This window comes from Halomonas sp. C10-5 (assembly GCF_057169305.1).
The window spans coordinates 415,188-427,308 of sequence record NZ_CP175665.1; the positions used below are offsets into that span (position 1 = coordinate 415,188).

The following is a 12,121-nucleotide window of genomic DNA, read 5'->3' on the forward strand; positions in this document are numbered from 1 at the left end:
GGGGCCGGCTTAGAGTACCCAGTATCCGTTTGGCAGCCTGAAAGGTGTTCATATGCAGCGTTCAGTGACAGAGTTTCTTCGCCCGCGCGACATCAAGGTCGAAGAGATCAGCGCACACCACGCGAAGATCGTGCTCGAGCCCTTCGAGCGTGGCTTCGGCCACACGCTGGGCAATGCCCTGCGTCGCATCCTGCTCTCGTCCATGCCCGGCTGTGCCGTGGTGGAAGCCGAGATCAGCGGCGTCGAGCATGAGTACAGCGCGATCGAAGGCGTCCAGGAAGATGTCATCGAGATCCTCCTGAACCTCAAGGACGTGGCGATCAAGATGCATAGCCGCGACGAGGCGGTGCTCTCGCTGAACAAGCAGGGCCCGGCCGTCGTGACTGCGGGCGACATCGCCCTCGACCATGACGTCGAGATCGTCAATCCCGACCACGTCATCGCCCACGTCAACGAGGGTGCCGAGCTGAAGATGCAGCTCAAGGTGGCGCGTGGCCGCGGCTATGAGCCGGCGGATGCGCGTGTCGGAGCCGACGACGAATCTCGCGCCATCGGCCGCCTGCAGCTGGATGCGACCTTCAGCCCCGTGCGTCGCGTTTCCTACAGCGTCGAGGCTGCGCGTGTCGAACAGCGCACCGACCTCGACAAGCTGATCATCGACCTGGAAACCGACGGCACCCTGGATCCCGAAGAGGCGATCCGTCGCAGCGCGACCATCCTGCAGGATCAGCTGGCCGCGTTCGTCGATCTTGAAGCCGACAAGGAACAGGAAGTGGAGGAGGAAGAGGATCATATCGATCCGATCCTGCTGCGCCCCGTAGACGATCTCGAGTTGACCGTTCGCAGCGCCAACTGCCTGAAGGCCGAGAATATCTACTACATCGGCGATCTGATCCAGCGCACCGAGGTGGAGCTGCTCAAGACGCCGAACCTCGGCAAGAAGTCCCTGAACGAGATCAAGGACGTTCTGGCAGCACGCGGTCTTTCCCTGGGCATGCGGCTGGAGAACTGGCCGCCGGCTAGCCTGAAGGACGACAAGGCCTCCGCGTGAGCGCCGACTCGAGTCCCAGTTTGGTAAGGAATCACAACCATGCGTCATCGTAAGAGTGGTCGTCACCTCAATCGTACGAGCTCGCATCGCCAGGCCATGTTCAAGAACATGAGCGTGTCGCTGATCGAGCATGAGGTCATCAAGACAACCCTGCCCAAGGCCAAGGAGCTGCGTCGCGTCATCGAGCCGCTGATCACCCTGGCCAAGCAGGACAGCGTCGCCAACCGTCGTCTGGCCTTCAGCCGCACCCGCTCCAAGGAAGCGGTCGGCAAGCTCTTCAATGAGCTGGGTCCGCGTTACGTCGAGCGTCCGGGCGGTTACGTCCGTATCCTCAAGTGCGGCTTCCGCACCGGCGACAACGCCCCCATGGCCTTCGTCGAGCTCGTCGACCGTCCAGTCGTCGAGGACGAGGAAGCCGCCGAGGAGTGATCCTCGGCCGGTCTTCCGGCGATACGGCAAGCGCTGTAAAGAAAAACCGGCTCCCGCAAGGGGCCGGTTTTTTTCTTGTGCGCCAGGCATGGCGCGCAGCGCCTGACTGGCGCTGTTTCCAAGGGTGGTGCCTTGGAATGACTTGGGGGTGAAAGTCCCCTGCACGCCCGGCAAGGGGAAGTGCTAGCTGACGGCAAGGGTGTCTCCCGTGAGGGGGAATCCGAAGGCAGCCCGAAGCAAAACGCTGGCCTGACGAACAGGAAGCGGATACGAGGCGGCATGGCGGGGTGAGGTGGCAAGCATCACCAAAGCCCGGTACTTGCACGGAACGCCATGACGTAGATCCGACAGGCATAAGCGGGAAGGTCGCGCGTCTTACCCTGGGAGGTCTGGTGGTCTGCCACGGTGCTACCGGCGTCGAGAGGCGACGGGATGGGCCACCAGACGTCAGCAGAGGCCATAGTAAGTGCCGGTTCACCGCGGCACCAAGGGCCGAACATGAAGAACCGCGAGTAGGCGATGACGTCTCGAGGATCGATCATGAAGACAGAAAGTGGCGCTGATACCGCCCCCCACCCAGAGGGGCAGGGGCGGAACCCCGCGTCCCAGCCGGTGGGCGTCGAGACGATCCCGGCGTCGTCATCGTGGACGAAAGCGGAGCCCGCCCCGCTTATGGAGGCCGTGGTAGAAAAGGCCAACATGGCGCGGGCTTACCGAAGGGTGGTCGCCAACAAAGGGGCGCCGGGTGCCGATGGCATGACGGCGGACCAGTTGGCCGACCACTTGAAGGAATGCTGGCCAACGCTGCGCGAGCGGCTGCTGGCCGGTGAGTACCACCCCAGCCCGATCCGAGCCGTCGAGATTCCCAAGCCCAAGGGCGGAACGCGACAGCTTGGCATCCCCACGGTCACCGACCGGCTGATCCAGCAGGCGCTGCTTCAGGTACTGACGCCGATCTTCGATCCGGGCTTTTCCGAATCGAGCTACGGTTATCGTCCCAAGCGCAGCGCCCAGCAGGCTGTCGCGGCGATGAAGACCCACGTGGCGGCCGGCCACCGCTGGGTGGTCGACCTCGATCTGGAAGCCTTCTTCGACCGAGTGAGCCACGACCTGCTGATGGCGCGGGTTGCGCGCCGCGTCCGTGACAAGCGGGTGCTGCGTTTGATCCGCCGTTATCTGGAAGCCGGGTTGTTTCAGGACGGCCTGACCGCGCCACGCCGGCAAGGAACGCCCCAGGGCGGGCCACTGAGTCCGCTGCTGGCGAATATCCTGCTGGACGACGTGGACAAGGAACTGGAACGCCGCGGCCACCGCTTCTGCCGCTACGCCGATGACAGTGTGCCACGAAGGCGCGCAACCGAGCACAAGCTCGCTGCGTAGCCATGCTGCACAAGAGATGAGGGCGGGCCCCTCGGAGCCGCTGTGCAGGCGGAGGCTCCAAACCACCCACTACTGCTGCCTTTAAGAGAGGTGGTGGGAAGCGAGATGGGAAAAGGCGAGCCAAGAGCTCGTCAGGTGAGGACTGCAGAGCCGAACGTGAGTGAACCACTGATGACGTGTCGAAAGCGTAGGAATGACGTCAAAACCGGGGAGCGGTCGTTACCCCGGGACAAGTCTGGGGGGCGCCTGCTGACTGCCCAGACGGCGTCCGGCATGAAGGTGGCGGGAGGGCAGTCCAGGCTCTTGTGTGGAACGTGGGAACCTGTCACCCCGATGCCAAGGGAGAAACACAAATGGAGACCCCATGAGTGTGAGAGTACCGATGCGGGGTACAGGGGCGGAGCAACCCGTAGTAGTGACGAGCGTCCTGTAATGGGACGGGAGCGAAGGGGTTGCCTTATCCAGCCTGTGACATGGGCGCAACCCTTCGGGGGAGGACGCTCATGAACCAGGCAAAACCCTTTCCCATTACCAAGCGTCAGGTATGGGAAGCTTACAAACGAGTCAAGGCCAACAAGGGTGGGGCGGGTGTCGACGGCCAGACGATCGAGGACTTCGAGAGGAATTTGATCAACAACCTCTACAAGCTCTGGAATCGGCTGGCGTCAGGCAGCTACTTGCCCCCACCGGTCAGGCGAGTGGATATCCCGAAGAGCGATGGCAAGACTCGGCCTCTGGGAATCCCCACGGTGTCTGACCGGATCGCCCAGATGGTGGTCAAGCAGGCCCTGGAGCCGAGACTGGAGTGGCATTTCCATCCCGACTCCTACGGGTATCGGCCAAACAAGTCCGCGCACCAGGCATTGGCACAGGCCAGGAAGCGCTGCTGGCGATATGACTGGGTCGTTGACCTCGACATCAAGGGGTTCTTCGATAATATCGACCATCAGATGCTGATGAAGGCCGTGCGCCATCATGCCAAGGAGCGCTGGCTATTGCTCTACCTGGAGCGCTGGCTGACGGCTCCCGTGATGATGCCGGATGGCACGTGCCTGAGACGTGATCGTGGGACGCCGCAAGGCGGTGTCGTCAGTCCGTTGTTGGCCAACCTGTTTCTGCACTACACGTTCGATGCCTGGATGGGGAGACACTTTCCCGGCGTACCTTTCGAGCGATATGCGGATGATGGGGTCTGCCACTGTCGGTCGCAGCAACAGGCCGAGCAACTGAAAGCCGCACTGGAGGAACGCTTCGCGGCGTGTGGGTTGGAGCTCCACCCGGAGAAGACCAAGATCGTCTATTGCAAGGACGACGATCGGCGTCAGGACTACCCTGTTCACAGCTTCGACTTTCTGGGCTACACCTTTCGGCCCCGGAGATCGAGGAATCGGTACGGGAAGTTCTTCATCAACTTCACGCCGGCGATCAGCAACAAGGCCGGGAAGGCCATTCGGCAGACAGTACGACGGTGGAATCTGCAGTTACGCAGTGACAAGTCGTTACGCGACCTGGCGAACATGTTCAACGCGTGGATCAGGGGCTGGGTCAGGTATTATGGTGCCTTCTACAAGTCGGCACTATATCCGACGCTGCGGCAGATTGATCGACGACTCGTGAGGTGGGCGACCCAGAAGTTTAAACGGTTGAGGGGGCATCGCCGGCGGGCCAGTCACTGGCTGGACCGTGTGGCGCGACAGAATCCTCGGCTGTTTGCCCACTGGCCGCTGCTGTATGGGCAGGGTTGGGTAAGAAGAGCCGTATGAGCTGAGAGGTTCACGTACGGTTCTGTGAGCGCCTCGGGGGGAAGTTCCCCGGGGCGACTCGACTGCAGGTGTATGTCAGGAGTCGGCGAGCGGGCGAGCGCGTCATGACCAGTCTGAGTGATTTTCTCGAGAGCTCGCTCAGGCTGACGGTCAATGGCGACAAGAGTGCGGTGGACCGCCCCTGGAACCGGGGGTACCTGGGCTACACGCTGACCCGACACAAGCTGCCGAAGCTGACGCTGGCCAAGGCCAGCCTGCAGCGCCTGATGCAGCGTGTCCGCGAGATCCTCAAGCGCGGCAGGGGGCGCAACATACGGCGAGTCATTGAAGAGCTGGTCCCAGTCCTGCGGGGCTGGGCCAACTACTTCTCCCTCGTTGACGTGAAGCGCCCGCTGGAAGCACTGGATGGTTGGATACGTCGCCGGCTGCGTTGCGTGATCTGGCGGCAATGGAAACGCCCGCGGACCCGGCGTCACAAGCTCCTGGCGCTGGGTCTGGACGACCAGCGGGCGTGGAAGTCAGCGGGAAACGGGCGAGGCCCCTGGTGGAATGCCGGTGCCTCGCACATGAATCAGGCCTTGCCACGGAAATGGTTCGAGCAGCAGGGTCTGATCTCGGTACTCGATACGGTCAAGAGGGCTTAGTCGTTCTTCGTGAACCGCCGTGGTACGGAACCGTATGCCCGTATATGGAGTCCTCCCCGTTTGCAAGCATGGGCACGATGGACGGTAGGTACGACTGCACACGTATATCCGGTCTTTCTAATGATACCAACGGCATCGGACCCTGATGGGCTATCCGCACGCCAGCTCCCAATCGGTGGTACGAGCAACTCGCTCTTAGGCATATAGGGGTTTGCTGACGTCGGTTCGACCTGTGCGCCATCTGCAGCATGCTCAGCAATCGTGATGGTGGGTTATCTCACTGTAAATCAAGTAAATTGAATGGGTTGGTGTTACGCCACATGCGCCGCCAACTCAGGGTCATAGTCACTGTCGTGACGTGTGATCGCCCAGGCGATGCGCGCCGTCTTGTTGGCCAGCGCGATGACCGCCACGTTGGCATGCTTGCGCTCAGCCAGTTGTCTGACCCAGTGGCTGAGGTTGTCCTCCTTGCCCTTGCTGTAACGCAGCACGGCGCGCGCGCCATGCGTCAGCAGGGTTCGTAGGTAGCTATCGCCGCGCTTGCTGATGCCCAGCAGGCGGTCGCGTCCTCCCGTGCTGTGTTGCCGGGGTGTCAGACCCAGCGAGGCGGCAAAATCGCGCCCGCGCTTGAAGGCCTGGGCGTCGCCCAGGGCGCCGGCCAACGCGCTGGCGGTCAAGATGCCGACGCCACGCAGGGCCATCAACCGCTTGGCGACAGGGTCTGTCTGGGCGTGGCGCTCGATGCGTTCTGTCACCGCGACGATTCGGTCATCAAGGTGGCGCAGATCCTCGGCGAGCCCCGCCAACAGGGCACGGAAGTCATCGGTCAAACCGTTCTCGGCGTCCTCCAGCCAGCCTGGCAGGGCCGCGCGCAGCTGGCCGATGCCGGTGGGCGCCACCAGCCCGTACTCGCCGATCAGGCCACGAATCTGGTTGGCCTTGGCGGTACGTTGCTGAACCAGTTCACTGCGGATGCGATGCGCCGCCTGCACGTCCTGCTGGGCGACCGTCTTGACGGCCACGAAGCGCATGTGGGGGCGGCCCATGGCCTCGCAGATCGCCTCGGCATCCACGCGATCGTTCTTGTTGCTCTTGACGTAGGGTTTGACAAACTGGGCGGCGATCAGCTTGGCGCGATAGCCACGCGCCTGCAGCGCACGCGCCCAATGGTGGGACGACGCGCAGGCTTCCATGCCGATCTCGGCGCCTGCCGGGACACGGTTGACGATGGCCTCCAGCCACTTGTCACGCTTGTATTTGCCGCGCCATTGAACCTGATCATGACGATCGACGCCGTGGACATGGAAGACAGACTTGGCAATGTCGACACCAACGCGGGTAATGTTCATGGGATGCGCTCCTCAGCCGGTGGCCTTACCCTCTCAGTGTGGCGCATTGGCGCCGAGGGTGGGTGGGGAGGACTCCATCCCATTGGTGGTGTGGGAGGGCGCCGGGGGTGACCCCGGCCCCTACCCGATTGAGTGGCAAGTGGCAAGGCTGGCCTTCGGCCAGTTTCAAGTAACAAGGAAACCCATGGGTGCCTAGATGGCCAGAGCATGCTGCTCCTTGCTCCTTGCTCCTTGCTCCTTGCTCCTTGCTCCTTGCTCCTTGCGCCAGTCTCCTACGCCGTGCTCTTCTCCGCCTTGTGCTCCTTGGCCCGCTCCAGTAGCGGCTTGAGGAAGCGCCCGGTATGGGAGGCCTCGTTGCCGGCCACCTGCTCCGGGGTGCCCTCGGCGATGATGCGCCCGCCACCGCCGCCGCCCTCGGGGCCCAGGTCGACGATCCAGTCGGCGGTCTTGATCACGTCCAGGTTGTGCTCGATCACCACGATGGTGTTGCCGTGGTCGCGCAGGCGGTGCAGCACCGTGAGCAGCTGGCGGATGTCCTCGAAGTGCAGGCCGGTGGTGGGCTCGTCGAGGATATAGAGGGTTTTGCCGGTGTCGCGCTTGGCCAGTTCCCGGGCCAACTTGACGCGCTGGGCCTCGCCGCCGGAGAGGGTGGTGGCGCTCTGTCCCAGGCGGATGTAGGAGAGGCCCACATCGAGCAGGGTCTGCAGGCGGCGGGCGATGGCCGGTACCGGCGAGAAGAACTCCAGCGCCTCCTCCACGGTCATCCCCAGTACCTCATCGATGCTCTTCCCCTTGTAGGCGATCTCCAGGGTCTCGCGGTTGTAGCGCTTGCCCTTGCACACGTCGCACGGCACGTAGATGTCAGGCAGGAAGTGCATCTCCACCTTGATCATGCCCTCGCCCTGGCACGCCTCGCAGCGTCCGCCCTTGACGTTGAACGAGAAGCGACCGGGCTTGTAGCCCCGGGAGCGTGCCTCCTGGGTACCGGCGAAGAGCTCGCGGATCGGCGTGAAGATGCCGGTATAGGTAGCCGGGTTGGAGCGCGGCGTGCGACCGATGGGGCTCTGGTCGATGTCGATCACCTTGTCGAGCTGATCGAGGCCCTCGATGCCCTCGTGGGCCGCCGGCGTCAGGCTGGTGGCGTGGTTGAGTTCGCGGGCGGCGATCGGCATCAGGGTCGAGTTGATCAGCGTCGACTTGCCGGAGCCGGAGACACCGGTGACGCACACGAACAGCCCCAGCGGCAGTTCGAGTGTGACGTCCTGTAGGTTGTTGCCGCGGGCCCCGGTCAGGCGCACCACCTTCTCCGGGTTGCCGGGAATGCGCCAGGGCGGCACCTCGATGCGCCGGGTGCCGGCGAGGTACTGGCCGGTGAGCGACTCGGGGTTGGCGATCACCTCCGTGGGGGTCCCCTGGGCGATGACCCGGCCGCCGTGGACCCCGGCCCCCGGGCCGATGTCGAGCACGTGGTCGGCGGCGCGGATGGCGTCCTCGTCATGCTCCACCACGATCACGGTGTTGCCCAGGTCGCGCAGGTGTTCCAGGGTCTTGAGCAGCCGGTCATTGTCGCGCTGGTGCAGGCCGATGGAGGGTTCGTCGAGGATATACATGACCCCCACCAGGCCGGCGCCGATCTGGCTGGCCAGGCGGATGCGCTGGGCCTCGCCGCCGGAGAGGGTGTCGGCGCTGCGCTCCAGGTTGAGGTAGTCGAGGCCCACGTTGACCAGGAACTCCAGGCGGGCATGGATCTCGTTGACGATCTTGACGGCGATCTCGCCGCGGCGCCCGGGCAGCTCGAGCTCCTTGAAGTAGCGCCAGGCCTCGCCGATGGGCAGGCGTACCATCTCCGGCAGGGTGTGTTCGTCGATGTAGACGTGGCGTGACTCCTTGCGCAGGCGGCTGCCCTCGCAGGCCGGGCAGGGCTGCACGGCGATGTAGCGGGCGAGCTCCTCGCGCACCATGCTCGACTCGGTCTCGCGGTAGCGGCGCTGCAGGTTGGGCAGCACGCCCTCGAAGGGGTGCTCCCGGGTCACCTTGCGGCCGCGATCGTTGACGTAGTGGAAGGCGATGTCGTCGTGGCCGCTGCCGTGGAGGATCACTTCACGCTCGTGACGGGCCAGCTCCTGCCAGGGTGTCTCCAGGGTGAAGCGGTAGTGGTCGGCTACCGCCTGGAGCTGGTTGAAGTAGAAGACGCTGCGCCGGTCCCAGCCCTTGATCACGCCCTCGGCCAGGGAGAGCTCCGGGTGGCTGATCAGCTTGTCGGGGTCGAACACCTGCTGTACCCCCAGGCCGTCGCAGGTCGGGCAGGCGCCGGCGGGGTTGTTGAAGGAGAACATGCGCGGCTCGAGCTCGGCGATGGAGTAGCCGCACACCGGGCAGGCGAAGCGTGCCGAGAAGGCGATGTCCTCCTGTTCGCCGTCCATGAAGTGGACCATGGCGACGCCGTCGGCGAGGCCCAGCGCCGTCTCGAAGGACTCCGCCAGGCGCTGCTGCAGGCCCTCGCGCACCTTGATGCGATCCACCACCACGCTGATGTCGTGCTTGCGGGTCTTCTCCAGCGGGGCAATGTCGTCGAGTTCCAGCACCTGGCCGTCGACCATAGCGCGCACGAAGCCCTGGGCGCGCAGCTCGGCGAGCAGCTGCAGGTGCTCGCCCTTGCGTCCCTTGACCACCGGGGCGAGCAGCATCAGCTTGCTGCCCTCGGGCAGTGCCAGCACCTGGTCGACCATCTGGGAGACGGTCTGGGCCTCGAGGTCCTCGCCGTGTTCCGGGCAGCGCGGGGTCCCGGCGCGGGCGAACAGCAGGCGCAGGTAGTCGTAGATCTCGGTGATGGTGCCCACGGTGGAGCGCGGGTTGTGGGAGGTGGATTTCTGCTCGATGGAGATCGCCGGCGAGAGTCCCTCGATATGGTCGACGTCGGGCTTCTCCATCATCGACAGGAACTGGCGGGCATAGGTGGAGAGCGACTCCACATAGCGACGCTGCCCCTCGGCGTAGAGCGTGTCGAAGGCCAGCGATGACTTGCCCGAGCCGGAGAGCCCGGTGACCACGATCAGCCTGTCGCGGGGCAGCTCGACGTCGATATTCTTCAGGTTGTGGGTGCGCGCACCCCTGACCAGAATCCTGTCCATTCCCACCTCATGAGCTCGGCAAAAGAGCGCGGCAAAAGATCGATTATACGGGCCGGCTCCCGGCGGCGGCAAAGCGGTCGTGGATGCCGGCTTTCCCCGGCAGGTGGCAAACCGCTAGAATAGGCGGTCCACTCCTGGGCGCATGGCGCCCCTCCAGGGAAGAATCGCTACGTCTATGCGCAAGGTCTCCGGGCTGCTGCTCCCCGCCGAACGGCGCGCCATCACCGGTCTGGCCGGTCTCTACGCCACCCGCATGCTGGGCCTGTTCATGGTGCTGCCGGTCCTGGCGCTGTATGCCGACGACCTGGCCGGTGCCACGCCGCTGCTGGTGGGGCTGGCGCTGGGTATCTATGGCCTGACCCAGGCCACCCTGCAGATCCCCTTCGGGCTGCTCTCCGACCGCCTGGGGCGCAAGCCGGTGATCGCCGCCGGGCTTGTGCTGTTCCTGCTGGGCAGCGTGGTGGCGGCAATGGCCGATACCATCGGCGGGGTGATCCTCGGCCGCTGCCTGCAGGGCAGCGGTGCGGTGGCCGCAGCGATCATGGCGCTGCTTGCCGACCAGACCCGTGAACAGGTGCGCACCGCGGCCATGGCCACCATCGGCCTCTCCATCGGTGTGGCCTTCGCCGTGGCCATGGTCCTGGGGCCGCTGGTGGCGACCCACTTCGGCCTCTCCGGGGTGTTCTGGTTCACCGCCGCCCTGGCTGCCCTGGGGCTGCCGGTGCTGTGGCGGCTGGTGCCCCCTGCGCCGCGTCGCCTGCGTCACCGCGACGTGGGCATCGACCGCGCTCAGCTGGGCCGCACCCTGGGTCGCCCCGACCTGCTGCGCCTGGATCTCTCGATCTTCGCCCTGCATCTGGTGCTGATGGCGATCTTTGTCGCGGTGCCGTTCCGGCTGCTCGAAGCAGGGCTCCCCACCGAGCGCCACGGCCTGGCCTATCTGGGCGTGATGCTGCTGGCCTTCGTCGGCATGGTGCCGCTGGTGGTGGTCGCCGAGAAGCGCCGGCAGATGAAGGCGATGTGCCTGCTGGCCATCACGGCGATGCTGGCCAGCCTGCTGGGCATGACCTGGGCCGGCGCCGGACTATGGGGCCTGCTCGGCTGGCTGCTGCTCTACTTCATCGGTTTCAACCTGCTCGAGGCCACGCTGCCGTCGATGATCAGCAAGCTGGCCCCGGCCGGGGCCAAGGGCACCGCCATGGGGGTCTACTCGACCAGCCAGTTCCTGGGGGCCTTCCTGGGCGGCGTCTTGGGCGGGGCCCTCTCCCAGCAGTGGGGGCTGCCGGCCGTCTTCCTGGGTGCCGCCGTGTTGACCGCGGCCTGGCTGGCGGTAATGGTGGGCATGCGTCAGCCGCCACACCTGGTCAGCGAGGTGGTGGCACTCGACGACGATCACGGCGATGATGCCCTGGAGACCCTGATGGCCAGGTTCGCCGAGGTGGCCGGTGTGGAGGACGTGCTGATCGTCCCCGAGGAGCGCCTGGCCTACCTCAAGGTGGATCGCCAACGCCTCGACGAGGAGGCGCTGGCAAGACTGATCGATACGGGAAGGGAGCGCGCCTGACGGCGTGCCCTTCACTTCATGGCGCGGGGCGCCAGGCGGCGGCCCCGGCCCGCGACACGATGCATGCATGACAGCGCATCCATGGCGCTGTGCTCAAGACAACGTACTCAAGACATCGTACTCAAGATCACAAGGAGTCCCTCATGGCCCGTGGCATCAACAAGGTCATCCTCATCGGCAATCTGGGGCAGGATCCCGAGGTGCGCTTCAGCCCCTCCGGCACTGCCATTGCCAACCTCAACCTGGCCACCACCGATACCTGGATGGACCGCCAGAGTGGCCAGCGCCAGGAGCGTACCGAGTGGCACCGCCTGGTGCTGTTCAACAAGACCGCCGAGATCGCCCAGCAGTATCTCAAGAAGGGCAGCAAGATCTATGTCGAAGGCCGCCTCCAGACCCGCAAGTGGCAGGGGCAGGACGGGCAGGATCGCTACACCACCGAGATCGTGGTCAACGACATGCAGATGCTCGACTCCCGCGGTGGTGGTGACTTCCAGGGCGGCGGCTTTGCGGGTGGCCAGCCCCAGCAGGGTGGCTATGGCGGCCAGCCTCAGCAGGGCGGCTATGGTGGCCAGCCCCAGGGAGGTGGGCAGCCGGGCGGGGCACCCCAGCAGGGCGGTGGCTTCGGTGGTGGAGCGCCGCAGCGTCCCTCGCAGCAGCCCGCCCAGCAGCCCCCGCAGCGTCCTGCCCAGGGCGGCCAGCCTGGCGGCGGTCAGCAGCAGGGCGGCAACTTCGGGGCACCCGACCCGGGCAGCTTCGATGACTTCGACGACGAGATCCCATTCTAATTCGTTGGTCCGCTGACGGTAT

General features: G+C 64.9%; 9 protein-coding genes. 7 read left to right on the forward strand and 2 right to left on the reverse strand.

Going from position 1 to position 12,121, the window contains the following annotated elements; all coding sequences use genetic code 11:
- Positions 1–52 precede the first annotated feature (52 nt).
- The 5 genes from ACJ7IV_RS01990 (at position 53) to ACJ7IV_RS02010 (ending at position 5,267) form a co-directional block, all read left to right on the forward strand.
- Positions 53–1,051, forward strand: coding sequence for a DNA-directed RNA polymerase subunit alpha (locus ACJ7IV_RS01990; RefSeq protein WP_483865539.1), 999 nt, complete (start codon positions 53–55; stop codon positions 1,049–1,051).
- A 39-nt stretch (positions 1,052–1,090) separates the two neighbouring features.
- On the forward strand, positions 1,091–1,480 hold the full coding sequence (rplQ, locus tag ACJ7IV_RS01995) for a 50S ribosomal protein L17 (RefSeq protein ID WP_161430193.1): 390 nt from the start codon (positions 1,091–1,093) through the stop codon (positions 1,478–1,480).
- Between the two features lie 540 nt (positions 1,481–2,020).
- A complete protein-coding gene (gene ltrA, locus ACJ7IV_RS02000; protein WP_483865540.1) occupies positions 2,021–2,860 on the forward strand; it encodes a group II intron reverse transcriptase/maturase in 840 nt (279 codons plus the stop codon).
- 503 nt (positions 2,861–3,363) lie between these two features.
- Positions 3,364–4,623, forward strand: a complete 1,260-nt coding sequence (gene ltrA, locus ACJ7IV_RS02005) for a group II intron reverse transcriptase/maturase (RefSeq protein ID WP_483865243.1) — start codon at positions 3,364–3,366, stop codon at positions 4,621–4,623.
- Between the two features lie 104 nt (positions 4,624–4,727).
- The gene (locus ACJ7IV_RS02010) at positions 4,728–5,267 is read left to right on the forward strand and encodes a group II intron maturase-specific domain-containing protein (RefSeq protein WP_483865244.1); all 540 of its coding nucleotides are present in this window, start codon (positions 4,728–4,730) and stop codon (positions 5,265–5,267) included.
- Positions 5,268–5,578: 311 nt separating this feature from the next.
- On the opposite strand, the gene ACJ7IV_RS02015 is transcribed toward ACJ7IV_RS02010, so the two are convergent.
- Together ACJ7IV_RS02015 and uvrA are read right to left on the reverse strand one after the other, a co-directional pair.
- Positions 5,579–6,616, reverse strand: coding sequence for an IS110 family RNA-guided transposase (locus ACJ7IV_RS02015; protein ID WP_483865541.1), 1,038 nt, complete (start codon positions 6,614–6,616; stop codon positions 5,579–5,581).
- A 272-nt stretch (positions 6,617–6,888) separates the two neighbouring features.
- Positions 6,889–9,747 (reverse strand): excinuclease ABC subunit UvrA, encoded by a 2,859-nt coding sequence (gene uvrA / locus ACJ7IV_RS02020; RefSeq protein WP_483865542.1) that lies wholly within the window; start codon positions 9,745–9,747, stop codon positions 6,889–6,891.
- A gap of 175 nt (positions 9,748–9,922) precedes the next feature.
- On the opposite strand from uvrA, the gene ACJ7IV_RS02025 reads away from it, so the two are divergent.
- Together ACJ7IV_RS02025 and ssb are read left to right on the forward strand one after the other, a co-directional pair.
- The gene (locus ACJ7IV_RS02025; protein WP_483865543.1) at positions 9,923–11,311 is read left to right on the forward strand and encodes an MFS transporter; all 1,389 of its coding nucleotides are present in this window, start codon (positions 9,923–9,925) and stop codon (positions 11,309–11,311) included.
- Positions 11,312–11,454: 143 nt separating this feature from the next.
- Complete coding sequence (gene ssb / locus ACJ7IV_RS02030) at positions 11,455–12,099, forward strand: single-stranded DNA-binding protein (RefSeq protein WP_483865544.1); 645 nt, start codon at positions 11,455–11,457, stop codon at positions 12,097–12,099.
- Positions 12,100–12,121 lie beyond the last annotated feature (22 nt).